Annotated in this window: 22 protein-coding genes; 9 read left to right on the plus strand and 13 right to left on the minus strand. The window is 70.0% G+C overall.

The genetic code is table 11. The features are described 5' to 3' along the window. Window positions 1–101: 101 nt before the first annotated feature. On the minus strand, window positions 102–1,445 hold the full coding sequence (locus ACTWLI_RS15050; RefSeq protein WP_445154566.1) for an alpha/beta hydrolase family protein: 1,344 nt from the start codon (window positions 1,443–1,445) through the stop codon (window positions 102–104). A 93-nt stretch (window positions 1,446–1,538) separates the two neighbouring features. On the opposite strand from ACTWLI_RS15050, the gene ACTWLI_RS15055 reads away from it, so the two are divergent. From ACTWLI_RS15055 to ACTWLI_RS15095, 9 genes are all read left to right on the plus strand, one after another. Next, a complete protein-coding gene (locus ACTWLI_RS15055; protein ID WP_445154567.1) occupies window positions 1,539–2,030 on the plus strand; it encodes a hypothetical protein in 492 nt (163 codons plus the stop codon). 14 nt (window positions 2,031–2,044) lie between these two features. Beyond that, a complete protein-coding gene (gene msrB / locus ACTWLI_RS15060; protein WP_445154568.1) occupies window positions 2,045–2,554 on the plus strand; it encodes a peptide-methionine (R)-S-oxide reductase MsrB in 510 nt (169 codons plus the stop codon). A 149-nt stretch (window positions 2,555–2,703) separates the two neighbouring features. Next, the gene (locus ACTWLI_RS15065; protein WP_445154569.1) at window positions 2,704–4,101 is read left to right on the plus strand and encodes a DUF6421 family protein; all 1,398 of its coding nucleotides are present in this window, start codon (window positions 2,704–2,706) and stop codon (window positions 4,099–4,101) included. Further along, a complete protein-coding gene (locus tag ACTWLI_RS15070; RefSeq protein ID WP_445154570.1) occupies window positions 4,098–4,829 on the plus strand; it encodes an SDR family NAD(P)-dependent oxidoreductase in 732 nt (243 codons plus the stop codon). The genes ACTWLI_RS15065 and ACTWLI_RS15070 overlap by 4 nt, the downstream gene beginning before the upstream one ends. Before the next feature lie 37 nt (window positions 4,830–4,866). Then, complete coding sequence (locus tag ACTWLI_RS15075) at window positions 4,867–5,973, plus strand: threonine aldolase family protein (RefSeq protein WP_445156205.1); 1,107 nt, start codon at window positions 4,867–4,869, stop codon at window positions 5,971–5,973. A gap of 69 nt (window positions 5,974–6,042) precedes the next feature. Then, window positions 6,043–6,672: a DUF3000 domain-containing protein gene (locus ACTWLI_RS15080; RefSeq protein ID WP_445154571.1), complete on the plus strand. Its 630-nt coding sequence runs from the start codon at window positions 6,043–6,045 to the stop codon at window positions 6,670–6,672. 12 nt (window positions 6,673–6,684) lie between these two features. Next, the gene (locus tag ACTWLI_RS15085) at window positions 6,685–8,046 is read left to right on the plus strand and encodes an HRDC domain-containing protein (protein ID WP_445154572.1); all 1,362 of its coding nucleotides are present in this window, start codon (window positions 6,685–6,687) and stop codon (window positions 8,044–8,046) included. A 140-nt stretch (window positions 8,047–8,186) separates the two neighbouring features. Next, window positions 8,187–9,476 (plus strand): thiolase family protein, encoded by a 1,290-nt coding sequence (locus ACTWLI_RS15090; RefSeq protein ID WP_445154573.1) that lies wholly within the window; start codon window positions 8,187–8,189, stop codon window positions 9,474–9,476. Further along, window positions 9,473–11,638: a 3-hydroxyacyl-CoA dehydrogenase NAD-binding domain-containing protein gene (locus ACTWLI_RS15095; RefSeq protein WP_445154574.1), complete on the plus strand. Its 2,166-nt coding sequence runs from the start codon at window positions 9,473–9,475 to the stop codon at window positions 11,636–11,638. The genes ACTWLI_RS15090 and ACTWLI_RS15095 overlap by 4 nt, the downstream gene beginning before the upstream one ends. A 102-nt stretch (window positions 11,639–11,740) precedes the next feature. Here ACTWLI_RS15095 and ACTWLI_RS15100 read toward each other — a convergent pair whose 3' ends face one another. The 12 genes from ACTWLI_RS15100 to ACTWLI_RS15155 form a co-directional block, all read right to left on the minus strand. Then, the gene (locus tag ACTWLI_RS15100) at window positions 11,741–12,088 is read right to left on the minus strand and encodes a VOC family protein (RefSeq protein ID WP_445154575.1); all 348 of its coding nucleotides are present in this window, start codon (window positions 12,086–12,088) and stop codon (window positions 11,741–11,743) included. Window positions 12,089–12,200: 112 nt separating this feature from the next. Next, on the minus strand, window positions 12,201–13,733 hold the full coding sequence (locus tag ACTWLI_RS15105; protein ID WP_445154576.1) for an ABC transporter ATP-binding protein: 1,533 nt from the start codon (window positions 13,731–13,733) through the stop codon (window positions 12,201–12,203). Further along, a complete protein-coding gene (locus ACTWLI_RS15110) occupies window positions 13,730–14,482 on the minus strand; it encodes an energy-coupling factor transporter transmembrane component T (RefSeq protein ID WP_445154577.1) in 753 nt (250 codons plus the stop codon). The genes ACTWLI_RS15105 and ACTWLI_RS15110 overlap by 4 nt, the downstream gene beginning before the upstream one ends. Before the next feature lie 3 nt (window positions 14,483–14,485). Then, on the minus strand, window positions 14,486–15,313 hold the full coding sequence (locus ACTWLI_RS15115) for an ECF transporter S component (RefSeq protein ID WP_445154578.1): 828 nt from the start codon (window positions 15,311–15,313) through the stop codon (window positions 14,486–14,488). A 63-nt stretch (window positions 15,314–15,376) separates the two neighbouring features. Beyond that, window positions 15,377–16,390: a nucleoside hydrolase gene (locus tag ACTWLI_RS15120; protein ID WP_445154579.1), complete on the minus strand. Its 1,014-nt coding sequence runs from the start codon at window positions 16,388–16,390 to the stop codon at window positions 15,377–15,379. Window positions 16,391–16,434: 44 nt separating this feature from the next. Next, window positions 16,435–17,412 (minus strand): aldo/keto reductase, encoded by a 978-nt coding sequence (locus tag ACTWLI_RS15125; RefSeq protein WP_445154580.1) that lies wholly within the window; start codon window positions 17,410–17,412, stop codon window positions 16,435–16,437. 52 nt (window positions 17,413–17,464) lie between these two features. Then, window positions 17,465–17,683 carry a hypothetical protein gene (locus ACTWLI_RS15130; protein ID WP_445154581.1) on the minus strand — a complete coding sequence of 73 codons (219 nt, stop codon included), beginning with the start codon at window positions 17,681–17,683 and terminating at the stop codon, window positions 17,465–17,467. 84 nt (window positions 17,684–17,767) lie between these two features. Further along, on the minus strand, window positions 17,768–18,325 hold the full coding sequence (locus ACTWLI_RS15135; RefSeq protein WP_445154582.1) for a hypothetical protein: 558 nt from the start codon (window positions 18,323–18,325) through the stop codon (window positions 17,768–17,770). Between the two features lie 20 nt (window positions 18,326–18,345). Further along, window positions 18,346–20,319, minus strand: a complete 1,974-nt coding sequence (gene dxs / locus ACTWLI_RS15140) for a 1-deoxy-D-xylulose-5-phosphate synthase (RefSeq protein ID WP_445154583.1) — start codon at window positions 20,317–20,319, stop codon at window positions 18,346–18,348. A 140-nt stretch (window positions 20,320–20,459) separates the two neighbouring features. Continuing rightward, on the minus strand, window positions 20,460–23,273 hold the full coding sequence (locus ACTWLI_RS15145; RefSeq protein WP_445154584.1) for an aconitate hydratase: 2,814 nt from the start codon (window positions 23,271–23,273) through the stop codon (window positions 20,460–20,462). 180 nt (window positions 23,274–23,453) lie between these two features. Then, window positions 23,454–24,809 carry a class I SAM-dependent RNA methyltransferase gene (locus ACTWLI_RS15150; RefSeq protein ID WP_445154585.1) on the minus strand — a complete coding sequence of 452 codons (1,356 nt, stop codon included), beginning with the start codon at window positions 24,807–24,809 and terminating at the stop codon, window positions 23,454–23,456. Next, window positions 24,806–26,782 (minus strand): APC family permease, encoded by a 1,977-nt coding sequence (locus ACTWLI_RS15155; protein ID WP_445154586.1) that lies wholly within the window; start codon window positions 26,780–26,782, stop codon window positions 24,806–24,808. The genes ACTWLI_RS15150 and ACTWLI_RS15155 overlap by 4 nt, the downstream gene beginning before the upstream one ends. Window positions 26,783–26,902: the final 120 nt, after the last annotated feature.

Consider the following 26,902-nt stretch of genomic DNA (forward strand, 5'->3'; position numbering starts at 1 on the left):
GGCCTCAACTGTACGTTCGCGCTTCCCGCGGAGCCGCAACTGTACGTTCGCGCTCCCTGAAGGGTCGCAACTGTACGTTCGCGCTGGGTTCCGGGGGTTGGTTAGCCTGCCGGGGTGGGGCGAGGTGCCAGCTGCTGCCGGAGCCAGGCGCTGACGAGCGACTCCCAGCGATCCGGCTCCACGTTCCACTCCTTGGTATGCCGTGCGGTCGCGAAGGCCTCGAAGGTCACCATCTCGGGGTTCTTCTCCGCCAGCGCCGCGGACGGGCCGTAGGGGACGTATTCGTCGTCGACCGAGTGCAGGATCAGCGTGGGTGTCCGCAGTTCCACGGCCCGGGAGACCCAGTCCATCGCCTTGAGGTCCACCGGGGCGGCCAGTCCGGTCAGCCGGCGGCCCAGCGGGTGGCTCATCATCAGTTGCCCGTAGCGTCCGACGGCGGACGGGATCCGGTTCAGCTGGGCGTGGTGTGCCAGCACGTTGACCCAGTCGATCACCGGGGCGTCGAGCACCATCGCCCGGATCAGGTGGTGGTACCGGGACAGGTCAGCCGTCTGCAGGCAGATCGCCCCGCCCATGGACCAGCCGAACAGGACCACCTCGGTGGCGCCGTGGTCCAGGGCGTAGCCGATCGCGGCCTCGACGTCGCGCCACTCGGTGGAGCCCAGGCCGTAGCGGCCGTCCTCGGCCGAGGGCGCCAGTCCGTCGTTGCGGTAGGAGATCAGCAGGCTGGACAGGCCCTGGTCCCGGGCCACCCGGACCGCCCGGAGGCCCTCCTGGCGCGTGGCGCCGCGCCCGTGCACCATGATGGCCCAGATGTTCGGGGCCGGTTTCCCGTCCGACGGCGCTGCCGGTACAAACCACGCGGGCGCCGTGCCGCCGTCGACCTCGATCTCCACGTCCTCGTAGGGCAGCCCGAGGGCAGCCGGGTCGGGATGGACCGCGCCGCTCCAGTAGCCGCGCCGAGCGCTGGTGAGGTCGCCGCTGTAGACCTCCTCGACCTCGCGCAGCACCGTCTGCTCGGCCGGCGAATAGGACACCACCCGGCCCAGCCGGGCGTGTCCGCGGCCGCCGTCGAAGAACAGGCCGTAGACGCCCTCCACCGTGGAGTCCATGGTCGCCTTGAGGATGACCTGCTGCCGGCGGCCGTCGCGGATGACCGCCAGGATCTCCTGGTCTTCCTCCCGCACCCGCACCGGCGTGATGACGCGGCGGGCAAAGTACAGGGCCAGCGCCGAGGAGCCGGCGGCCAGCAGGCTGGCCGCCGCACCGCCGCCGAGGATGCCGCCCAGGGCCCACCGGGCACTGCCCGAGCCCTGGTCGGATCGGACGGTCGGGAGCGCGGCCGGGCGGCCCGTTGCGCGCGCAGTTGCGAGGGCGGCAGCGGGGCCGGCTGAACGGGCGGCGGGGTTGCGCGGCGGCGGGGCCAGGCGCGGAATGGATGCCATGGTCCATTCTTACCGCACGCGTGTCCAACCACCGCACCGGGCCCGCCGCGCCTGGCCGTGCGGCGCCGGCGGTGCGGGGACTAGGCTTAGGGCATGAGCGACCCAATCGTCATCCTGACAGAAGAGCCCCTCGGCGCGGACGACCGCGTCAACATCGCCACCCTGGTGGCCGACGGCGACGCGCCGCTGGTGGTGCTGGTCCCGGCCAACACCGAGCGGCACCTGCTGGTGGACTTCCTCGAGAACCTTTCCCTGCTGGAGATCGCCAAGGCGTTCCGCGAGCTGACCGCCCGGCATCCGGACCCGGCCGAGGAGCGGACGGCAGCAGCCGAAACCCTGGCCACCTCGCTGGCCACGCTCGGCGGCCTGGGTGGCGGCGTCACGGGCGAGGTCGTTGAGGGCAAGGCCGTGGACGGGCTGGTCGCCAAGGTCCGGGAACTCAACGCCAGCCAGGCCGTGGTGATCACCCGGCCGCACGCGGTCGCCGACACTTTCCACACCGACTGGGCCAACGAGGCCCAGGACAAGCTCGGGGTTCCGGTCCTGCACCTGTACGCCGGGTCGGGATTTATCGGGGATTCCTAGGCGTTGATGAAGTCATGAGTATTTTCGGCAACAAACCCAAGCACCCGTCCGTCGCCCTCCCCGGCACCGCCGCAGGTGCGGCCGACGCCGGCAGCCCCGCCGCGGCGGCCAAGACCGACGAGCAGTGGCGTGAAGAGCTCACCCCGGAGGAATACCACGTGCTGCGCCAGGCCGGCACGGAACGTCCCTACACCGGCGAATACTGGGACACCCACACCGAAGGCGTCTACCAGTGCCGGGCCTGCGGCAGCGAGCTGTTCACCAGCCGGGAAAAGTTCGATTCGCACTGCGGCTGGCCCTCCTTTTGGGCACCGCTGGCGGACGGCACCGTGCGCTACATCCACGACCGCAGCCTGGGTATGGAGCGCATCGAGGTCCGCTGCGCGGCCTGCGATTCACACCTGGGCCACGTTTTCGAGGGCGAGGGCTACGGCACGCCAACGGACCAGCGCTACTGCATCAACTCCGTATCGCTGCGGCTCGTTCCCGCGGCGGAGGCCGCGGCTCCTGACGCGGAGGCTTAGGCCAGCCCGCGGTGGGGCTGGGTCTGGCGTGGTCGCGGACACGTCAATGACCCAGAGTTTCTTACGCTTACTCCGTTTTTGAGTTAGCGGTTCTGGTTGCTTGTTACGCTCGCCTTAGACGTTTCCAGCAACCAGAAAGGCGACCGACGATGACCACGACCGCCCTCACCGCCCCCGCCCCGATCACCGCCGCCAGCCCGGAATGGCAGCGGCTCAAGGCCGCCGCCACGGCCCTGCAGGCCCTCCAGGCCCAGGACGGTTCCGTACCGGAGGCCGCCGACCACAGCGCCGCCGCGGCCCACGTCACCACCATCACCGAGGCTATCGCGGCACTGGCGCCGTCGTTCCCGCACGATGCCCGCTACCTCGAACTCCTGGTCACCGACTTCGCCCGCTGGTCCGACGGCGGTTTCGGCGTTCCCGACTTCCTGGATTCCCTGCAGGCGTTCGCGCCGCAGCAGCACCGGGTCAACGGCCTGCAGCACCTCGTGGTCTTCCCGATGTACACCCAGAACGGCAGCAGCAACCGCCTGGTCGAGGCCGTGCTGATCGAAGTGATCTGGCCCGAGTTCATCGACGGCCTGGAGGCGGGCGAATACTCCAACAAGCTCTTCGTGCCGATCCGCTTCCTGGACTTCACCCCCGGATATGACACAAACTCCGCGGTGCTCTTCCCGGAGACCGTGGCTGTCCGCGAGACCCCCACCTTCACCTGGGGCGCCATCTTCGCCGACCGCGAGGCCGCCCGTTTCCGCCGCGTCCTGCGCGCCGCGGCGGACATCACCTCCCTGCAGCTGCCCGAGGACGCCGCAGCCCTGCTCGAGGACCAGGAACTGACGCAGGAAACCTTCGTCATGTGGGACCTCATCCACGACCGCACCCACATGCGCGGCGACCTGCCCTTCGACCCGTTCATGATCAAGCAGCGGATGCCCTTCTTCCTGTACTCGCTCGAGGAACTGCGCTGCGACCTCACCGCGTTCCGCGAATCTGTGAAGATCGAAAAGGACGAGGACGCCGACCCGGAGGCCCGCCGGCACGCCAAGCTGGTGCAGTACGCCGTCATCTTCGACCGCATCTTCCGCTTCGCCATCACCGGCAGCCGCGTGCGCAACTACGACGGCCTCGGCGGCCAGTTGCTCTTCGCCTGGATGCACCAGCACCACGTGCTGCACTGGACCGACAGCAAGCTCAGCATCGACTGGGACGAGGTTGCCGACGTCGTGGTGGAGCTCGGCGCCAAGATCGAGGAACTCTACTGGCGCTCGATCGACCGCCCCAAGACCGCCCACTGGCTGGCCGCCTACGAACTGATCTCCGGCACCGTCACGCCGCACCCGGCGTCGGTCTGGGCGAAGGGCCCGGACGCGCTGCCGCTGGATGGCCCGCCGCGCGGCCTGACCGACCAGGTGATGGACGACGAGTTCCCGCTCTCCATGTTCTATGAGGCGCTGGAGAAGAAGATGCGCAGCGTAATCGAGTCCACCGCGGGGATCACGGGCACGTCCGACACGGGCAGCTCCAACGCTGCACTGAACGCCGGATGAGCGGCGGCGCCCTCAACATCCTGGTAGCCGGCGGCAGCAGCCCGTCGGGGATCGCCGTGGCCCGCGCCCTCCGGGGCGCCGGCCACGCGGTCTTTACCGTGGGGTCCGACGCCGCCCGGATTGAGTCGGCCGCCGCGGCCGCCGGCGCCGGCGTGGTGCCGCTGACCTGCGACCTCGCGGACCCGGAAGCGGTCCGCGGGCTCCACGCGGATCTGCTGGAGGGGACCGGGGGCGTCGACGGCGTCATCCACCTCGTTGGCGGCTGGCGCGGCGCGAAGGGCATCGCGGACCAAAGCGACGAGGACTGGGACTTTTTGGCGCGCAACGCCGTCACCACCCTCCGCAACGTCAGCCGGGCCTTCTACGACGACCTCGCCGCCTCCGGCACGGGACGCCTGGCCATCGTCTCCTCCACCGCGGTGGCCAACCCCACGGCGGCCGGCGCCACGTACGCCGCCGCCAAGGCCGCCGCGGAGGCCTGGACCCTGGCGGTCGCGGAGGGCTTCCGGCGCGCCCAGTCCGGACACAAGGAGGAGCCCGTGGAGCAGCACAGCGCCGCGGTGATCTTCGTGGTCAAGGCCCTCGTGGACGACGCCATGCGCGCAGCCTCCCCCGAACGCAAGTTCCCCGGCTTCACCGACGTCGAGGACCTTGCGGCGGCCGCCGTCGGGCTGTTCGGGACACCGGCCGCCGAACTGAACGGCCGCCGGCTGCCACTTAGCCGATGAACCGGCACCTCTCTAGACTGAAAGCGTGAGCAAAGCGATGACGACCACGGTCGAAACCACCACCGTCCCAGCAAGCACGGCGAGCACGGCCCCGGCCCGGCTCCACGACCCGTCCGTTCGGGGCTTCGCCTCGGACAACTACTCCGGCGTGCACCCCGAGGTGCTCGCGGCCCTGGCCGCCGCCAACGAGGGCCACCAGGTCGCCTACGGCGAGGACGACTACACCGCCCGCCTGCAGCAGCTGATGGAGCAGCACTTCGGCACCGGCATCGAGTGCTTCCCGGTCTTCAACGGCACCGGCGCGAACGTCCTGGCCCTGCAGTCCCTCCTGCCCCGCTGGGGCGCCGTGGTCTGCGCCTCCACGGCCCACATCAACATGGACGAGAACGGTGCACCGGAACGCATCGGCGGGATCAAGCTCCTGCAGGTCCCCACCCCCGACGGCAAACTCACCCCGGCGCTGATCGACCAGGAGGCCTGGGGCTGGGGTGACGAGCACCGCGCCCAGCCGCTGGCAGTCTCCATCACCCAGACCACCGAACTGGGCACCTGCTACACCCCCGAGGAGGTCCGCGCCATTGCGGAGCATGTCCACGCCAAGGGCATGAAGCTGCACATGGACGGCGCCCGCCTCGCCAACGCCGCCGCGCACCTGGGCGTGCCGCTGCGCGCCTTCACCCGCGACGCCGGCGTCGACATCCTCTCCTTCGGGGGTACCAAGAACGGCCTGCTCTTCGGCGAGGTCGTGGTGGCCCTGAACCCGGAGGCCGCCCACGGCCTGGTCTACCTGCGCAAGATGAACATGCAGCTGGCCTCCAAGATGCGCTTCATGTCCGCGCAGTTCATCGCCCTGCTCGAGGGCGACCTGTGGCTGCGTTCGGCCACGCACGCCAACGCCATGGCCGCCCGGCTGCGCGCCGGCGTCGAGTCGATCCCGGGCGTGGAGCTGAGCCAGAAGACCGAATCCAACGGCGTCTTCGCGGTGCTGCCCGCCGGCGTCGCGGACCGGCTGCGAAAGTCCTTCCGCTTCTACGACTGGAACGAAGCGGCCCGCGAAGTGCGCTGGATGTGCTCCTTCGACACCACCGAGGAAGACGTTGATTCCTTCATCGCCGCCATCAAGCGGGAGCTCGCGGCCGGCTAGCCCCGGGCCCGCCCCGGCCCGGCGGCGAGCCTGCCGGGGCCGGGGGTCGGCCGTGCATACCCTGTCACTGTGAACGCACTCGACCAGGTTCCCCCGGATTTCCGCTTCGCGCTGGAAACCCTGCGAAAGGCACGGGTCCGGGCCGAGCTGCGCCTCGACGAGATCCCGACCCCGGCCCGGCTGGCGCCGTTCGCGGTGGCGCTGGGCGCCGAAGTGGTAGTCGCGGGCGGACTGCCGGGTTCGGTCCACGGGCCGGCCGCCGCCGCGCTGGCCCCGGCGGCCGGCAGCGACGACGTCGAACTCGCCACCGGCCGCTTCATCCTGCTCCACGACCCGGAGGGCTCTGCGGTCTGGGACGGCGAATTCCGGATCGTCACCTACATCCGCGCCCAGCTGGAACCGGACATGGGCAACGACGAAATGCTCGGCTCCGTGGCCTGGACCTGGCTGGTGGAAGCCCTGGACAACCACGCCGCCGAATACCGCTCGGCGGGCGGAACCGCCACCCGGGTCCTTTCGGAGAGCTTCGGCTCGCTGGCCGACCGGCCCGGCACCATCGACATCGAACTGCGCGCCTCGTGGACGCCGGCCGGGCGGGACATCACCGCCCACCTGGAGGCGTGGTCGGACATGGTCTGCACCTTCGCCGGACTGCCTCCCCTGCCCGACGGCGTCACGGCACTGCCGCGCCGCCGGTAAACTGGAGGCACCATGACCCCTCATAACCCGGAAACCACCACGGCCGGCACCGTCCCCGCCAGCTCCCCCGGCGCAGCTGGAGCTGCCGACACCACGGCCCACATCACGGTGGAAGGCTTCGACAGCCTGGTCCCCGAGGTCATCGACCTTGATGCTCCCCGCGACGGCGTCCCGCTTGTTATCGAAACCCAGGCGGGACTGGAGCGCTGCGCCGCGGCCCTGGCCGCCGGACACGGCCCCGCCGGCGTCGACGCGGAACGCGCGTCAGGGTTCCGCTACGGCCAGCGCGCCTTCCTGGTCCAGATCCGGCGCGAGGGTGCCGGCACCTGGCTGATCGACCCGGAGCCCTTCGGGGACCTGCGCATCATCAACGATGCCCTGCGCGGCGTCGAATGGATCCTGCATGCGGCCACCCAGGACCTGCCCTGCCTTTCCGAGCTCGGCATGTGGCCGGACAAGCTCTTTGACACCGAACTCGCCGCCCGCCTGGCCGGCCTGCCCCGCGTCGGCCTGGCCGCCGTCATCGAACAACTCCTCGGCTTCGGCCTGGCCAAGGAACACTCCGCCGCGGACTGGTCCACCCGGCCCTTGCCCGAACCTTGGCTGCGCTACGCGGCGCTCGACGTCGAGGTCCTCACCGAGCTCCGCGAAGAGCTGATCGAGCTGCTCACCGCAGACGGCAAGCTCGAGTACGCGGAGCAGGAATTCGCCGCGATCCTCGAGGCCGGTGTGGCTCCCCCGCGCGTGGACCCGTGGCGCAAAACCTCGGGGCTGCACCAGATCCGGGACCGCCGCCAGCTGGCCGCGGTCCGGGAACTCTGGCTGGAGCGCGACGCGCTGGCCCAAAAGCGCGACGTCGCCCCCGGCCGGCTGATTCCCGATTCCGCCCTGGTGGCCGCCGCCAAGGCGATGCCGGGCACCGTGCCGCAGCTGCTCGGCACCAAGGGCTTCCACGGCCGGGCCGCGCAGCGCGAAGCACCGCGCTGGCTGCGCTGCATCAGCGCCGCCCGCAGCCTCGAGGACCTGCCGCCGCTGCACCTGGCCACCAACGCTCCCCCGCCGCCGCGCGTCTGGGCGGACCGGGATCCGGAGGCCGCCGCCCGGCTCGCCACGGCGCGGCCCAAGCTGCAGGCCCTGGCCGAGGAACTGAACCTGCCGGTCGAAAACCTGCTGACCCCCGACTACCTGCGCCGCGTGGCCTGGCGTCCGCCGGCGGAAATCAGCGAGGAAGGCATCGCCGAGGAACTGCAGAACCTGGGCGCCCGGCAGTGGCAGATCCAGCTCACCGCAACGCTGATCGCCGACGCCTTCCTCAACCCGGAACCGCTGCCGGTCAAGGAACCCCGGGCAGCCGCGGCCGACCCGGCCCCCTGAGGCCGCCCCGCCGCCGTCCGACACTCCTTGCCAGCTAAGTTACCCGCGGGTAACATAGCTGGAGATGCCGCCTGGATCCTCCGGTCCCGCCAAGCCCGCGGGCCCGGATCCGGCGCCCCTGTCTCAATGAGGAGTTACACGTGAGCCAAGCCAGTCCCAGCGGGAAAACCACCACCGCGACGCCCGCCGGCGGACGGAACCGCAGCGTCCGCGACGTCGTCTTCGTCGACGGCGTCCGCACCCCGTTCGGCCGCGCCGGCGAGAAGGGCATCTACGCCGGAACCCGCGCCGATGACCTCGTGGTCAAGTGCATCCGCGAACTGATGCGCCGCAACCCGTCGCTGCCAGCGGAGCGCATCGACGAGGTGGCCATCGCCGCCACCACCCAGACCGGGGACCAGGGCCTGACCATCGGCCGCACCGCCGCCCTGCTGGCCGGCCTGCCGCGCACCGTTCCCGGCTTCGCCATCGACCGGATGTGCGCCGGCGCCATGACCGCCGTGACCACCACCGCCAGCGGCATCGGCTTCGGCGCCTACGACGTCGTCATCGCCGGCGGCGTCGAGCACATGGGCAACCACCCGATGGGAGCCGGCGCCGACCCGAACCCGCGCTTCATGTCCGAACGGATCGTCGACCCGGCCGCCCTGAACATGGGCAACACCGCGGAGAACCTGCACGACCGCTTCCCCGCCATCACCAAGGAACGCACCGACGCCTACGCCGTCGCCTCCCAGGACAAGCTCGCCGCCGCCTACGCCAAGGACCAGATCCAGCCGGACCTGGTCCCCGTCGCCACCATGAAGCCGGGCCAGGGCTGGACTGTGAACACCGTGGACGAGCCGCCGCGCCCGGGCACCTCGGTGGAGGATTTGGCGTCCCTGCGCACCCCCTTCCGCGCCCATGGCCGTGTCACCGCCGGCAACGCCGCCGGCCTCAACGACGGCGCCACCGCGGCCCTCCTGGCCTCCGCCGACGCCGCCGAGGAACTCGGCCTGCCGGTCAAGATGCGCCTGGTCGGCTACGCCTTCGCCGGTGTCGAGCCGGAAGTCATGGGCATCGGCCCCGTCCCGGCCACCGAGAAGGCCCTGAAAAACGCCGGGCTCGGCATCGAGGACATCGGCCTGTTCGAAATCAACGAGGCCTTCGCCGTCCAGGTCCTGAGCTTCCTTGACCACTTCGGCATCGCCGACGACGACCCGCGGGTCAACCGCTACGGCGGCGCGATCGCCGTCGGACACCCGCTGGCCTCCTCCGGCGTCCGGCTGATGAACCAGCTGGCCCGCCAGTTCGAAGAGGACCCGTCGGTCCGCTTCGGCATGACGACCATGTGCATTGGCCTGGGCATGGGCGCCACCGTCATCTGGGAAAACCCGCACCACGCCGACTACGGCACCGACTACACCACCGAGACTGGAGCCGCAGCATGAGCGCCGCCGATTTCCACAAGCTTGCCGAGCTGTTTCCGAACGAGACCGTGACGCACTCCTACGTCCAGGACATCGAGCTCCCCGCCGTGAACGGCACGAGCCCGGGCACCTTCGCGCTGGTCACCCTGGACAACGGCCTGGACCACTCCAAGCCCACCACCCTGGGCCCGAACACCCTGATCGAGCTCGGCACCGTGCTCGAGGGGCTGCGGGACCGTGCCGCGCGCGGTGAGATCGTCGGCGTCGGCGTGACCGGCAAGCCGTACTTCCTGGTCGCCGGCGCTGACCTGTCCACGGTCAAGTCCGTCAGCGGCCGCGAGCAGGGCCTCTGGATGGCGCAGCTCGGCCACGACGTCTATGCCACGCTGGCGAACCTCGGCGTCCCCAGCTTCGCGTTCATCAACGGCCTGGCCCTGGGCGGCGGACTGGAAATCGCCCTGCAGTCCACCTACCGCACCGTCTCCACCGGGGCGGGCGCCCTGGCCCTGCCGGAAGCCTTTATCGGGCTGATCCCCGGCTGGGGCGGCGTGTACATCCTGCCGCGGCTGATCGGTCCGGAAAACGCCGTCAAGGTGATGATTGAGAACCCGCTGAGCAACAACCGCACGCTGACCGGCCCCCAGGCCTACGAACTCGGCGTCGCGGACGCGATCTTCGAACCCGCCGACTTCGTCGAGCAGTCCGTGGCCTGGGCCGCGCAGGTGATCGCCGGGACCGTGACGCCCGCGCGCGCCAACGCCGTCGATGCCGCCGCCCCGGAAGTTGCCGAGCGCTGGGCCGCGTCCGTCGCTGCCGGCCGGGCGTTCGTGGAGGCCAAGACCTCCAACGCGTCCCCGGCACCGGCCAAGGTGCTGGACGTGCTGGAGGCCAACCGCACCCTGACCCAGGCCGAATCCGCGGAGCTGGAATGCCAGACGCTCGCGGACCTGATGCAGACCGACGAGTTCCGCTCCACGGTCTACGCGTTCCTGGACCTGGTGCAGCGCCGCTCCAAGCGCCCCGCCGGCGCTCCGGACCGCAAGCTCGCCCGTCCGGTGACGAAGATCGGCGTCGTCGGCGCCGGCCTGATGGCCAGCCAGCTGGCCCTGCTGTTCGCCCGGCAGCTCAAGGTGCCGGTCGTGATGACGGACATCGACCAGGCCCGCGTGGACAAGGGCGTGGAGTACGTACACGCCGAGGTGGACAAGCTGCTGGCGAAGAAGCGGATCAGCCCGGACGCGGCCAACCGGACCAAGGCCCTGGTCACCGGATCGGTGTCCAAGGAAGCCTTCGCCGACGCCGACTTCGTGATCGAGGCCGTCTTCGAGGAACTCGGGGTCAAGAAGCAGGTGTTCAAGGAGGTTGAGGCGATCGTCTCGCCTGAATGCATCCTTGCCACCAACACCTCCTCGCTCTCGGTCACGGCCATGGCGGAGGACCTGCAGTACCCCGAACGCCTGGTCGGCTTCCACTTCTTCAACCCGGTAGCCGTGATGCCGCTGTTGGAGATCGTCCGCGCTCCGAAGACCGACGACGCCGTGCTGGCCACCGCGTTCGAACTGGCCAAGGGCCTCAAAAAGTCCGCCGTCCTGGTCAAGGATGCCGCCGCGTTCGTGGTCAACCGGATCCTGCTGCGGCTGATGGGCGAAGTGACCGCGGCGTTCGACGAGGGCACCCCGGCCGACGTGGCGGACAACGCGCTGCGGCCGATGGGCCTGCCGATGACGCCGTTCACCCTCGGCGCCATGGTCGGGCTGCCGGTGGCCCAGCACGTGCAGGAGTCCCTGCACGCCGCCTTCGGCGACCGCTTCACGGTTTCAACCAACCTGCAGGCGCTGATCGACAACGGCATTAAGTCCATCTGGGATCCGGCCTCGGTCAAGGCGGGCAAGCCGGTCATCCCGGCGGAGACCCTGGCCCTGATGAGCTTCGGAGACTCCCCGTCCACCGGGGAAGAGGTCCTGCGCCGCACGCAGGACGCCCTCGCGGAGGAGATCGGCCTGATGCTGAATGAAGGCGTTGTGGCCGGGCCGGAGGACATTGACCTCTGCATGATCCTCGGCGCGGGCTGGCCGATGTTCCTCGGCGGCATCACCCCGTACCTGGACCGGGTGGGCGCCTCCGAGCGGGTCAATGGCAAGAAGTTCCTGGCTCCGGGCGTCGCGTCCGAGCCGGCCGCCTAGCAGTCTGTTCGCCCGACACGACAGCGCCGCCGTTCCCGCCGACAGGCAGGAACGGCGGCGCTTTGGCGTGCTAGCCGTGCCGCCGCTGCGGGACTTCCCCGGTCAGCACTGGCAGATCATCAGCACGTTGCCGTCCGGGTCCTTGAAGTTGAACCACTGGCCGTCGCGGATTTCCGTGACCTCCGCGCCCCGTTCTGCCAGGTGGGCGTGCGCGGCGTGGATGTCAGAGGTGTTCAGGTGGAACGCAGGAACCCGGAACACCGCGTCCGGTGCGAAGATTTTGCTGTCCAGCACCAGGCCGGCCCCCTGCATGGGCAGCACGTAGAGATGGCCGAACAGGATCTCGCCGTCCGCCGGGACACCAAGCAGGGAGCAGTACCAGTCCCTGGCCCTCGCGACATCGCTGACCGGCACGAAGACGGTTCCGATCTGCGCGGCTATGGGGTTCATTGGCGTTTCCTCCTGGCGGTTGGTCCCGGCTCGGGCGCGGGAAATCTCCAAGGACCATACCGTGCCGGACGGTAGCTGGCCGGTAGCCGGCGTTTCCGTGTCAGAACCCGTGTCAGAGCTCCCGGAGGCTCCCGCCGTCGAGCGCGAGCACACGGTGGGCGTTGGCCCGGGCGTACGCGAGGTCGTGGGTGACCAGAACGACCCCGGCGCCCCGCGCTGCCGCGGCGGCGGTGGCGTGCTGCAGCCTTTCGATTCCGTGGCGGTCCAGGCCGACGGTGGGCTCGTCCAGGGCGATGACGGCCGGCCTGCGCGCCAGGACCGTGGCCAGGGCCAGCAACCGCTGCCGGGAGGATGCCAGTTCAGCCGGGTGCGCCTGCGCGGCGTCGGAAAGCCCGACGGCGGCCAGCGCCTCCTGCGCCCGGCCGGCCGCCGCCTCGGGTGAACCGGCCAGGCGGCGCAGTCCGAAGCCAACCTCCCGCAGCACGGTCCGCTCAAAGAGCTGGTCCCGCGGCTGCTGGAACAGCAGCCCGACCGAGGCGGCGATACGCCCCGTCGGAATGCCGGCGATGGTGCGGCCTTCGACGAGCACGTCGCCGGTATGGGGCCGCAGCAGTCCGTTGACGTGGCGCAGCAGCGTGGATTTCCCGGCGCCGTTGGGCCCGGTGATGGCGACGATCTCCCCCGCTCTGACGGTCAGGTCGAGGTCCCGCAGGAGATCTGCCGCGGGCACCTTCCGGGCCGATGCCTTTGTTGGTCTGCCGGTGCGCGTCCCGGCTCCCGCGTAGCCGAAGCCGATCCCCTGCAGTTCAAGGACTGGCGACGCAGCGGCCGGCACCGCCGCGGCCGCTGTGGGCAGGCGCACCGGCGGTCCGGCGAGCGTACCCTCCGCCACGACGCCCGCGTTGCGAAGCACCGTGCCCTTCTCCAGTTCGGCCGGATGGCCCTCCGCGACGGCCGTTCCTCCGTCCAGGATGATCCAGTGCCCGGCACTGCGGACCAGCTCGTCCGCCGCCTGGCTCAGGACCACGACGGCTGTGCCGGCGTCCAGCAGCCCGTCCACCAGCCCCCGGAGCCGGCTGGCCCCTGCTGCGTCGAGGGAGGCCAGTGGTTCGTCGAGGACCAGCACCTGGGGCCCGGCAATCACCGCGCAGGCGACCGCCAGCCGGCGCAGCTCTCCGCCGGAGAGTGCCGCCGGGTCCCGCTCCAGCAGTCCGGTCAGGCCCGTCTGTTCAGCGACGCGTGCTACCTGCCGGATCATCTCGGGCCGGGGAACACCGCGGTTTTCCAGGCCGAAGGCCAGTTCTTCGGCCACGGTGGAACGCACGGTCGAAAGGATGGCCGCGGCGTCCTGCGGCACATAGCCCACCCGGGCGGACCAGGAGGCGGGGTTGATCCGCGGATCCCCGCTCCCGCCCTCGAAGTCGAGGCGTTCTGCGCCCAGGGACAGGGCGCCGCGCAGGGTGCCGGAGTGGCCGGGTCGCAACCAGCCTGCGAGCAGTTTGCCGAGCGTGCTCTTGCCGCTGCCGGAGCCGCCGACCACGGCGGTCAGGGTCCCGGGCCGGACCTCAAGCCGGACGTCCCGCAGCGCGGCGGCCGCGCCGCCGTGGTAGCTGAAGCCGCGGATCAGGGCGGAGACAGCGCTCACGAGGGTACCGCCGTCGGCCAGGCAGTCATCAGGCGCAGCACCACGGCGGCCGCGGCCAGGAGCAGTGCCGCGGCGCGGAAGAGGCGTTGCGCCGGCGGGTCCTGCAACTGCCGGTAGCTGGTCCGCGGTCCCGGCATGCCGAAGCCGCGCGCGTCCAGCGCCTGCGCCCTGGCGCCGGCATCCTCCACCAGCCCGAGGACCAGCGGCACCGCCTGCAGCCTGGCCGCAGCCACCCGGGACCGCAACCCGCGCCCGACCACCAGGCCGCGCGCCTCCTGGGCCTGCCGGATCTTCTCCAGCCGTCCGGCCATGGCCGGGACCAGCGTCAGTGTGGAGGCGAGCACGAAGCTGAATTGCGGAGGGATCCGCCGCGCGGCCAGGGCGGTGACCAGGTCCGGGACGCTGACGGTGAAGGAAAAGAGCAGGAGCAGCAGCACGCACGCGGCGGTCCGCGAGCCCAGCTCCAGGGCGAAGCCCAGACCTTCGGCGGTGACGCGGGCCGGCCCCCACTGCGCCAGCACGGTGTGCCCTTCCGGGAAGAACAGGCCGTGCAGCACCAACAGGGACAGCAGAAGCGGCGCCAGGATGACCCCGGCAGCCGCCAGCACCCGCGTTGCGACGCCCGCACGCGCGGCGAGCAGCGCGGCGGCCAGCGCCACGGCGACGGACAGCGGCCAGCTGGCGGCCGCCGTCGTCACGACCGCGGCGCAACAGGCCGCGGTCAGGGCCGTCAGCGGGTGCAGGGACATGGACTAGGCGGCGGGGTCCGCCGGGGCCTTGCCGGCCAGCACCCGGAAGCGACGGACAAAGGCGAACTGGAACGTGGTGCGCCGCGGCAGGGCATAGGCCAGCAGCGCGGCGATCGTGAAGACGATCGCCTTGTCCATCGGGTCCGAGATCAGGGCCTGCTTGGTGATTGCGGCCAGCAGGGTGTCGCCCATGGCGCGGAAGGCGCTGACAATCGCCCCGGTGCCCAGTCCGGCGGTCCCGCCGAAGACGAAAGCCGCGATCGGGGCGGAGACGACGCCGGCGAGGATGCCGGTGAGGAACCCCGCCACCGGGGCGAAGTAGAAGCGGCGGAAGAGACCGGCACGGGCCGCCAGACCGGCGAGGAAACCGATGAGGGCCGCCCCGGCGGCAAACGGCAGCACGGTGGGGTTGAAGAAGGACCAGACGATGCTCCCGAGCACGCCCGTGGCGCCGCCGGCGGCCGGGCCGCCCAGGACGGCGATCAGGACTGTGCCGATCGCGTCGAGGTAGAACGGCAGGCCGGTGCTGCCCATCAGCTGGCCGAGAACCACGTTGAGCACGATCGCCACCGGCATCAGGGCCAGCGTGGAGGTGGGCAGGACGGGCAGCACCGCGGCAAGCAGGAGCACCGCGCCAAGCAGGAAGCCGCCGAGGGCCACCAGGGCGGAGAACGACGCCGGGCCGTTGGCGATCTCGACGGGCTGGGTGAGGACCAGGAAGACGTAGGTGGCGGCGATGGCCGCGGCACCCGCGATTTCGAGCAGCCGGCGGCGGCGCGTGGCCCCGGCACGGGTGTCCGCGGCTGGCAGGGTCAGGGGCTGCTGTGACATGGGGAAAGTCCTTAAGCTGGGTTTGCAAAGACCGCCTCATGTCACCTCGGCGCAGCTTATATCCTAGCCGTCCAGGGTGCGGGCCAGCGCACCGACGGAGGAGATCAGCTCCTCGAAGCACTGGCCGGGATCGTTGCCGGTGACGATCCGCGCGTTCGGCGGCAGTCCCCAGAGTCCGCGGAAGTCGGCCACCGTGGTCCCTGCCAGCAGCGGCGAGTCGGTCTCGACGTCGACCGTGGCCAGCCGGGTGCCGAACGGGGTCCGTCCGACGGCGGCGCAGGCGGCGAAGGCGTCGTGCATGTGCGCCACGTAGCCCTGGTCGTAAAGCCGGTGGAACTCCATGTAGAACCGGATCGCGTCCGACAGGCACGCCACCAGCGGGCTGCTGGAGCGGCTGCGCAGGCCCTCGGGCTGGTCCGGGAGCACCAGTTCGGGTTCGGCGGCCCCGGCGGCCTCGCCGAGCCTCCGGAGATGCTCCGGCAGCATCTCGATCCGCTCGGTGGTCTCCAGCGCGCAGACCACGGGCAGTCTGTCCTCCGGGAGCCCGCGGTAGGCGGCGTAGACCTCCTTGGCGGCATGCGGGTCCACCGCGGTGTTCCACTCCGCCGTCGGCGTCGTGTTGCCCTGGTAGTAGAAGCTGCCGCCCATGATCACCAGGCCCTTGAGCAGGCGCGGCAGTTCCGGTTCGCGGCGCAGCGCCAGGGCGAAGTTGGTCAGCGGTCCGGTGATCAGCCCGGTGATCTCCCCCGGGTGCGCGCGCACCTCCTCCACCCACACGTCGACGGCGTGCCGGGCCGAAATCGGTTGTGCGGGGGCGGGCAGCTCGGCGTAGCCGATCCCCTGCGGGCCGTGGGTCTCCTCGGTGGTGACCAGCGGAATCTGCAGGGGCACCTCGGCGCCGGTGGCGACTTCAATCCCCTGCCGCCCGCACAGCTCCAGCAGCGACAGCGTGTTCAGCGCCACCTGGCGTGCCCCGACGTTTCCGGCGGTACAGGTGATGGCCTGCAGCCGGACCTCGGGCCGGGACAGCAGGTACACGAGGGCCAGTGCGTCGTCGATCCCGGTGTCGACGTCCATCAGGATCAGGTGTTCGGCGTCCCGGGCGCCGGGTGTGTCCGCGCTCAGAACAGGGCGACCTTCGGCGTGCGCGGGAAGATCTCGTCGAGTTCGGCCAGTTCCGCGGCGTCCGGGACCCAGGCTACGGCTTCGGCGTTCTGCTTGACCTGCTCCGGGCGGGTGGCGCCGGCGATCACGCTGCTGACGGAGGGCTGGGCCGCGAGCCAGGAGAAGGCCACCTGGATTTCGGTCAGGTCCCGGGCCGCGGCGAAGGCCGAGAACTTGCCCAGCTGGTCCCAGTCGGCGTCGTGGACCAGGTTGGTGCGGGTGTGGCTCAGGCGGGAACCCTCCGGCGCCTTCCCCTGCGAGTACTTGCCGGTCAGCAGGCCGTTGGCCAGCGGGAAGTACGGCAGCACGCCCAGGCCGTAGGCCTCGGCAGCGGGGGTGACCTCCAGCTCGGCGCGGCGGTCGAGCAGGTTGTAGTGGTTCTGGCTGGAGATGAAGCGGGCACCGCCGCGGGCGCGGGCCACGAACTCGGCCTCGGCGATCTGCCAGCCGGCCCGGTTGGAGTGGCCGATGTAGCGGACCTTGCCGCTGGTGACGAGCTCATCGAGGGCAGCGAGGGTCTCGTCGATCGGGGTCTGCGGATCCGGGGTGTGGAACTGGTACAGGTCGATCCAGTCCGTGCCCAGCCGCCGCAGGGAGGCCTCGGCCGCCCTGATGATGTACCGGCGGGATCCGCGCGCGCCGAAGTCGTTGCCGTTGGTCCCGCGCATGTCCAGACCGAACTTGGTGCCGATCACGGCGTCGTCCCGGCGGCCGGCGAGGGCCTTGCCGAGCATGGTTTCGCTCAGGCCCGGTTCGCGGCCGTAGGCGTCGGCGACGTCGAAGAAGGTGATCCCGGCATCCAGGGCCGCGTGCACGACGGCGTCGGTCCCCTCCTGCGACTCGGTGGCGGTGTTGGCCCGGCCCAGGTTGTTGCAGCCCAGCCCCACGGCGGAGACGGTCAGTCCGGAATTTCCTACGCGTCGGTAATCAGTCATGGGATTCAGCCTATAACGCCGGCGCGCCGCCGCCGGGCAGGCCCGGCCCGGGTCAGCCGGCGGGCAGTTCCAGCCCGTGTTCGTCCATGGCGTCCTGGAGTTGGGCGAGGGTGCGCGGGCAGATGCCGGGCATCCCGGCGAGCCGGCGGCGGCCCACCGCGGCCAGGTGCTCCAGCGTTTCGAGCCCGGCGTGCGCCAGGGACTTGCGCGCCGGTGCGGCGAGTCCTGCCGGAAGTGGAGTGCTGCCTGGTCGAGGTGATTTCCGCGTCATTGCGTTACCTTCCAATCGCTTGCCCCCAAAACTGAGTTGACCCGTGCCCGGCTCCTTACAGACGGATTTCCAGGCGGGTGCCGCCTAGAGGGTGAAGCTGTTGGCCGGTTTGGCCGAGTGCTTAAGCTTGAAGTCAGTCCCGTTGTACGGCGCCGCTCCGATGCTCAGCTTGGTGAAGTCCAGGTCCTCGCCCCGGATGCAGACCTTGATCGCGTTGACGGTCTTGTTGACCTCCGGCGTGAGGCAGAAGATGTTGAGCTTGGCGTCGGAGAACTCGGAGCGGTCCACGATGCCCAGGCCGCGCCAGGCGAGGTGGCTGATCAGCGCGTCCATGGCCTTTTCCTCCAGGTACCGGTCGCGGCTGGTGCCGTCCTTGGTCTTGAGCGCGTACTGCGCCACCACCCAGAACTGGTCCTCGTCAGGGATCTCCGCGTAGCCGTCCTCGGCGCACTGCGCCGCGAAGGCGGCCATCAGGCTGTCCCCGGCCTCGGCGTCGGCCGCCTCGGTTTCCTCGGTCGTGCTCTGGTGGCCCACGACGCCGTGGTTCATCACGAACTCGTGGTACTCCTCGTCGATCCAGGCCTCCCGGAAGTGCAGGACCCCGTCTTCGTCGCGCTTGTAGAGGCGGATGATGCCGCTCATGGTTGTCCCTTCGGTGGCGGTCACAGGATCGGCAGGCTTCCGGTGCTGGGGTGTTGCTGGCCGGGCAGCGGCCGGGCGAAAGGCACCTTCGTGCCCAAAACCTGGGCGACGACGTCGTGGGTGATCTGCTGCGCCGTGAGGCCGACCCGCTCCAGCACCTGGTTCCGGCTGCCGTGGTCGAGGAACTCCACCGGCAGGCCCACCTCGTTGAGGGCGGTGTCCACGCCCGCGGCCCGCATTTCCTGGCGAATCCGGGAGCCGACGCCCCCGGCCCGCACACCGTCCTCGATGCAGATCACGAGGCGGTGGTGGGAGGCGAGGGCGACGACGGACTGCGGCACCGGCAGCACCCAGCGCGGATCGACCACGGTGGAGCTGATGCCCTGCGCGCCGAGCCGGTTGGAGACGTCCAGCGCGAGTTCGGACATGGCGCCGACGCTGACGATCAGCACGTCGTTCTCGCTGGAGCCCGCGGGCCGGCGGGCCAGCACGTCCACGCCGTCGCTGAGCCGTTCGAGCGCCTCGACCTCGGCGCCGACGGTGCCCTTGGAGTAGCGGATGACGGTGGGGGCGTCCTCGACGGCGACCGCCTCGCGCAGTTCTTCGCGCAGCCGGGTGGCGTCGCGGGGGGCGGCCAGGTGGAGGCCGGGCACGATCTGGACCATGGCCATGTCCCACATGCCGTGGTGGCTGGCGCCGTCGGGCCCGGTGACCCCGGCGCGGTCCAGCACCACGGTGACGCCGGCCTTGTGCAGGGCGACGTCCATCAGCAGCTGGTCGAAGGCCCGGTTGAGGAACGTGGCGTAGACCGCGACCACGGGGTGCAGGCCGCCGAACGCCATGCCGGCCGCGGAGGTCAGCGCGTGCTGCTCGGCGATGCCGACGTCGAAGACGCGCTCGGGGTGGCGGGCGGCGAACTTGTGCAGCCCGACGGGGATGAGCATGGCGCCGGTGATCCCGACGATGTCCTTGCGTTCGTCGGCGATCTCGGCGATTTCGTCGGCGAAGACCGAGGTCCAGGACTTGGCTCCCCCGGCCTCGGTGGGTTCACCGGTTTCCGGGTCGATGATGCCGACGGCGTGGAACTGGTCCGCCTCGTGGGCCCGGGCGGGGGCGTAGCCGTGGCCCTTTTCGGTCATGGCGTGAACGATCACTGGTCCGGCGTAGTTTTTCGCCGTGGCCAGCGCGTTCTCCATGGCCTGCAGGTTGTGTCCGTCCACCGGGCCGATGTACTTCATGCCGAGGTCCTCGAACATGCCTTGCGGCGCCCACCAGTCCTTGATGCCTTTTTTCATGGCGTGCAGGCTCTTGTAGGTGAACTGCCCGGCGGGGCCGCCGTTCTGCAGCCGCTTCTTCCACCAGTCGAGGGCGCCTTCGTAGGCGGGGGCGGCCCGGAGCGAGTCGATGGTGGGCCGCAGCGAGGCCAGGTAGTCGGCGACGCCGCCGACGGTCGGGGCGTAGGAGCGGCCGTTGTCGTTGACGACGATGACGACGCGGCGCTTTTTGTCCGCGGCGATGTTGTTGATGGCCTCCCAGGCCATGCCGCCGGTGAGGGCGCCGTCGCCGACGACGGCGATCACGTAGCGGTCGCCGTCGCCGGTGAGCTGGCGGGCGCGCGAGATGCCGTCGGCCCAGGACAGCGAGGAGGACGCGTGGGAGCTTTCGACGATGTCGTGCTCGGACTCACCCCGGTCCGGGTAGCCGGAGAGCCCGCCCTGCTGCCGGAGGGTGCTGAAGTCCTGCCGTCCGGTGAGGAGCTTGTGCACGTAGGACTGGTGGCCGGTGTCGAAGACGATGCTGTCGCGCGGGGAATCGAAGATCCGGTGCACCGCAATGGTGAGTTCGACGACGCCCAGGTTCGGCCCGAGGTGGCCGCCGGTCTGGGACACATTGCCGATGAGGAATTCCCTGACCTCGGCGGCCAGCTGGTCCAGCTGCGCCTGCGACAGTTTGCTCAGGTCCTGCGGATTCCGGATGGTCTCCAAGATTCCCAACGGCCCCTCCTTGCGGGTAGTAGACATGCCTTTTAACTCTAACGCCTCGGCGCCGGGCCGGGCGCCGGAACGCGAAAGCCCCGGTCCGTCGGGGACGGGCCGGGGCTTTCACGGTCTCTTACCGGACTGCCGCTAGCTGGCTAGCTAGCCGAAATCTGGCGCAGGACGTACTGCAGGATGCCGCCATTGCGGTAGTAGTCGGCTTCACCGGGGGTATCGATGCGCAGGACCGCATCGAAGGACTTGGTGGAGCCGTCTTCGGCCGTGGCGGTGACCTTGAGCGTCTTCGGCGTGGTGCCTTCGTTCAGGGCGGTGACGCCCTCAACGGCGAAGGTCTCGGTGCCGGTCAGGCCCAGGCTGGCGGCGTTCTCGCCGGCCGGGTACTGCAGCGGGAGGACGCCCATGCCGATCAGGTTGGAGCGGTGGATGCGCTCGTAGCTTTCGGCGATGACGGCCTTGACGCCCAGCAGTGCGGTGCCCTTGGCGGCCCAGTCACGGGACGAGCCGGAGCCGTACTCCTTGCCGGCCAGGACGACCAGCGGGGTGCCGGCGGCCTGGTAGTTCTGCGCGGCGTCGTACACGTAGGCCTGCGGGCCGTCCGCCTGGGTGAAGTCGCGGGTGAACCCGCCCTCCACGCCGTCGAGCAGCTGGTTCTTGATCCGGATGTTCGCGAACGTGCCGCGGATCATGACCTCGTGGTTGCCTCGGCGGGAACCGTAGGAGTTGAAGTCCTTGCGCTCCACACCGTTGGCCAGCAGGTACTGGCCGGCGGGGGTGTCGGACTTGAAGGAACCGGCCGGGGAGATGTGGTCCGTGGTGACCGAGTCGCCGAGCTTGAGCAGCACGCGCGCACCGGTGATGTCCTGGACCGGCTCCGGCTGGGCCTTCATGCCCTCGAAGTACGGGGGCTTCCGGACGTAGGTGGACTTCTCGTCCCAGGCGAAGGTGTCGCCGGCGGGCGTGTCGAGCGCCTTCCAGCGGTCGTCGCCCTCGAATACGCCTTCGTAGCCGCGGGCGAACATGCCCTTGTCGATCGAGGAGTCGATGACTTCCTGCACCTCGGACGGGCTCGGCCAGATGTCCTTCAGGAAGACGTCGTTGCCGGCCTCGTCCTGACCCAGGGGGTCGGTTTCGAAGTCGAAGTCCATGGAACCGGCCAGGGCGTAGGCGATGACCAGCGGCGGGGAGGCCAGGTAGTTCATCTTGACGTCCGGGTTGATCCGGCCTTCGAAGTTGCGGTTGCCGGAGAGCACCGCGGTGACGGAGAGGTCGTTGGCCTGGATGGCCTCGGAGATCTCGGCGTCCAGCGGGCCGGAGTTGCCGATGCAGGTGGCGCAGCCGTAGCCGACGATGTAGAAGCCGAGCTTCTCCAGGTACGGGGTCAGGCCCGACTTGTTGTAGTAGTCGGTGACGACCTTGGAACCGGGGGCGACCGAGGTCTTGACCCACGGCTTCGAGGCCAGGCCCTTGTCGACCGCGTTGCGGGCCAGCAGGGCGGCGGCCAGCATCACGGACGGGTTCGAGGTGTTGGTGCAGGAGGTGATCGAGGCGATCGACACTGCGCCGTGGTCCAGCTCGAATTCGCGTCCGTCGGCGGTCTTGACGGCCACCGTCTTGGACGGGCGCCCGTTGGACTTGGGGCCGTGCGCGTGCGGGGCCTGGTCCGTCAGGTGCGTGCCGGAGGCGGTGAAGGACGGGGCGTCGGAAGCGGGGAAGCTTTCGTCGATGGCCTCGTCGACGCTGCCGTCGGCCAGGTCTTCCTTCACGTAGTTGCGCAGGTCTTCACGGAACTGGGCCTTGGACTCGCTGAGGATGATGCGGTCCTGCGGGCGCTTCGGGCCGGAGATCGACGGGACAACCGTCGACAGGTCCAGCTCGAGGTACTCGGAGAACTTGATCTCGCGGGAGGGGTCGTGCCAGAGGCCCTGTTCCTTCGCGTAGGCCTCGACGAGGGCCACGTTCTCCTCGGAGCGGCCGGTCAGGCGCAGGTAGTCGAGGGTGACGTCGTCGATCGGGAACATCGCGGCGGTGGAGCCGAATTCGGGGCTCATGTTGCCGATGGTGGCGCGGTTGGCCAGCGGCACGGCCGCGACGCCTTCGCCGTAGAATTCCACGAACTTGCCGACCACGCCGTGCTGGCGCAGCTGCTCGGTGATGGTGAGCACGACGTCGGTGGCGGTGGCGCCGGCCGGGATGGACCCGGTCAGCTTGAAGCCGACGACGCGCGGGATCAGCATGGAGACGGGCTGGCCGAGCATGGCAGCCTCGGCCTCGATGCCGCCGACGCCCCAGCCGAGCACGCCCAGGCCGTTGACCATGGTGGTGTGCGAGTCGGTGCCGACGCAGGTGTCCGGGTAGGCACGGACGACGCCGTCAACCTCGCGGGTCATGACGGTGCGGGCCAGGTATTCGATGTTGACCTGGTGCACGATGCCGGTTCCCGGCGGGACGACCTTGAAGTCGTCGAACGCGGTCTGGCCCCACCGGAGGAACTGGTACCGCTCGCCGTTGCGCTGGTACTCGATCTCCATGTTGCGCTCGAGGGCGCCGGAGTTGCCGAAGGCGTCGATCTGTACGGAGTGGTCGATCACCATCTCCGCCGGTGCCAGCGGGTTGACCCGCTTGGGGTCGCCGCCGAGTTCCTTGACGGCCTCGCGCATGGTGGCGAGGTCGACAACGCAGGGCACGCCGGTGAAGTCCTGCATGATCACGCGCGCCGGCGTGAACTGGATTTCGGTGTCGGGCTCGGCGTCGGGGTTCCACCCCGCCAGGGCGCGGACGTGGTCGGCCGTGATGTTGGCGCCGTCCTCAGTCCGCAGCAGGTTTTCAAGCAATACCTTGAGGCTGAACGGAAGGTTTTCTGCACCTTCAACGGAGTTCAACCGGAAAATTTCGTATTCGGTACCGGCTACATTAAGTTTGCCTTTTGAACCGAAGCTGTCCACAGTGCTCATCGCAGGACTCCTCTCGCAACAGTTTCATCTTTGTCGCGCCGCAGACCCCTAGCTAGTTAGGCTTCCCTAACTAAGACGGGTGTCATGAGGACCACGCGCGGGACGGCCCCTAAGGGCCCCCGTGGCCGTTCAGCCGAGGACAGTGCGCGACGTCGGACTACTACCGCCATCCTAGTGGCATCAGCGGCGGGGCGTCAGCAACGCCACAGTCTCCATGTGGTGGGTGTGCGGATACAGGTCGAAGGCGCGCAGCGCCCCGAGTTCCCAGCCGGCCTGCCGGAAGTACCCGACGTCGCGGGCGAACGACGCCGGGTCGCAGGAAACATAGGCGACCGCGCGGGGACCGGACGCGACCAGCTGGTTCACCACGGCCTTGCCCGCGCCGGCGCGGGGCGGGTCCAGGATGAGCGCGTCGAAGTTGCGCGGCTTCTGCCGCAGTACCCGTTCGACCTTGCCCTGGACGATCTCGACCTGGGGCGCACCGTGCAGGTTCTTGCGCGCGTCCCGGCTGGTGCCCGGGGCGCCCTCCACGGACAGCACGGAGCCGGTGACCCCGACGGCGTCGGCCAGGGGCGCGGTGAACAGGCCCGCACCGGCGTAAAGGTCCGCCACCACCGACCCGGCGGCGAGGTAGCCGCCGTCGTGAAGGAACCCGGTCACCGCTCCCACCAGGGTTTCCGGGGCGTCGCGGTGGATCTGCCAGAACCCGTCGCCGGTGACCCGGTAGTCGTGGCCGGCCGCGCTCTCCTGCACCCAGGTCCGGCCCCGCAGCTGCGTGACCGTGCCGGTGGCGGGATCCAGCTGCGCCACGGAGACGTCCTCCGGCAGCCGCGCGGCAATCGCGGCGAGCCGCTTGGGCCTGGTGCCGCCGGCCGGCACCAGCAGCACCAGCGGCCGTGAGCCGTTGGCCGGGGCCGCCACCTCGACGCGTTCAATCCCTTGCAGGTCCAGGTCCCAGAGCCGGAGCGCGTTGATCCCGTCGACGGCCAGCGGCATCTCCCGGACGGCGAAGACGGCCTCGGAGCGGTGCGCGTGCATGCCGATCCGGCCGGCGGGCGTCACGGCGAACCCTGTCCGGGTGCGCCAGCCCAGGCCGGTGCCCGCAGCCGAGGCGGCCTCCCCCACAGCCTCGACCGGAGCCTTCGGGACCTGGAAGCCCGGTCCGGCCAGCCGGTGCAGCTGTTCGGCCAGCACCTCGGCCTTGAGCCGGCGCTGGCGGGCCAGCGAGATGTGCCCGAGCTCGGCCCCGCCGACCGGCGGGTGGCCGTGGGACCAGGACCGTTGCGCGTCGGCCGCGTGCCAGAAGTGCTCCACCCGGTCCGGCGAGGGTTCGAGCACCTCGACGACGTCGGCGCGCCAGAACTTGGCGGACTCGCCGTCCTCGGTGAGGCGGATGCGGACCTTCTCCCCCGGAATGCCGTGCCGGACGAAGATGACCCGTCCCTCGTGCCGGGCCACGCAGTGGCCGCCGTGCGCGACGGGCCCGACGTCGACGGTCAGTTCGGTATGGGCTGTGGTCCCGGTATCGGTGCTCATTGGATATCCTGCAGTCTCTTTGCTTCTTCGGACGATTTCAGCTGCCACGGGACGCTGGCGACCATGACGCCCGGCTCGAAGTGCAGCCGGGTCTTGATCCGCAGCGCCGTCTGGTTGTGCACCAGCTGCTCCCACCACTTGCCGACGACGTATTCCGGAATGTAGACGACGATCAGGTCGCGCGGCGAATCGCGCCGCATGTTCTTGATGTACTCCATGATCGGGGTGACCGTTTCCCGGAACGGGCTGGCCAGCACGGTCAGCGGTACCGGGATCTCCAGCTTCTCCCAGTCCGCCAGCGTCTGTTCGGTCTCCTCCGGGCTGATGTCCACGGTGATGGCGTCCAGCCGGGAGGGCCGGGAGGCGCGGGCGTAGGCCAATGCGCGCAGCACGGGCTTGCGCACGTGCGAGACCAGCAGCACGGCGTGCACGCGGGTGGGCAGCGCGCGCGGCGAGGAGTCCTCGTCCACGGCCAGTTCCTTGGCGACGTTGTCGTAGTGCGCCCGGATGCTCCACATGATCAGGAACAGGATGAACATGGCGAGCAGCGCGATCCAGGCGCCTTGCTCGAACTTGGTGATCAGAACGATCACCAGGACCAGGGCGGTCATGCCGAACCCGATGGTGTTAATGGTGCGGGACTTGAGCATGCGCAGCTTCGCCGCCGGGTCCTTGGCGAGCTTCAAATCCCGGCCCCAGTGCCGGATCATGCCCAGCTGGCTCAGGGTGAAGGAGATGAACACCCCGACGATGTAGAGCTGGATGAGCTTGGTGACGTCGGCGTCGAAGGAGATGATCAGGACCAGGGCGCCGGCGGCCAGCGCCAGTACGCCGTTGCTGAACGCGAGGCGGTCACCGCGGGTGCGGAGCTGGCGGGGCAGGTACCCGTCCTGGGCGAGGATCGAGCCGAGCACCGGGAAGCCGTTGAAGGCGGTGTTGGAGGCGAACACCAGGATCACGCCGGTGGCGGCGACCACGATGTAGAACGGGATGGAGCCGGGACCGAAGACGGTCTGGGCGATCTGGCTGATGGCGGGGTTCTGGATGTAGCCCTCGGGCAGCGGCTGGCCGTTGAGCAGGAACTCCCTGGCCGGATCCAGCACGATGTGCACCTTGGTGGCGTTGGCCAGGTAGATGATGCCGGCCAGCATCGAGGCGGCGATCGCGCCGAGCAGCAGCAGGGTGGTGGCCGCGTTCTTGCTCTTGGGTTTCTGGAAGTTCGGGACGCCGTTGCTGATGGCCTCGACGCCGGTGAGGGCGGCGGCACCGGAGGAGAAGGCCCGCAGCAGCAGGAAGGCGCCGGCGAGGCCGACCAGGCCGTCGTCGAAGCCCGGGGCCGGGACGATCTCGAAGGCGGCCGACGGCGCCTGGCCGAGCTGCCCGGTGGCGGCCTGGAAGATGCCCACAGCGGTCATGCCCAGGATGGAGAACATGAAGATGTACGTGGGCACCGCGAACACCGTGCCCGCCTCGCGGATGCCGCGCAGGTTCACCAGCGCCAGGATTACGACGCCGGTCGTGGCGATCGCGGCCTGCTGGCCGTGCAGCGACGGGACGGCGGTGGTCAGGTAGGCGGCGGCCGAGGACATCGACACCGCGACGGTGAGCACGTAGTCCACCAGCAGGGCGGAGGCAACCGTGAGCCCGGCGTACTTGCCCAGGTTCTCGTTGGCGATCTCGTAGTCGCCGCCGCCGGAGGGGTAGGCGTGGACGTTCTGCCGGTAGGAGGCGACGACGGTCAGCAGGACCACCATGACGGCCAGTCCCACCCAGGGCGAGAACGCGACGGCGCTGACTCCGGCGAGGGCCAGGGTGAGCAGGATTTCGTCCGGGGCGTAGGCCACCGAGGACAGTGCGTCCGAGGCGAAGATGGGCAGCGCGATCCGCTTGGGCAGCAGGGTGTGGGCCAGACGGTCGTTCCGGAAGGGCCTGCCTACCAGCACGCGCTTCACGGCATTGAAAATTGTCAGCACCAGACAAAGTTAGTCTGATTCGCACGCGATGTCATGACGGCGGGAGTCCGCCCGGCTGCCGCCGGTCCGGGCCGGGACGCGATGCTCCGCCGCCCGCACCGGCTGCCGCCGGTAGAGTTT

The sequence above is a fragment of the Arthrobacter sp. Hor0625 genome, assembly GCF_052567525.1.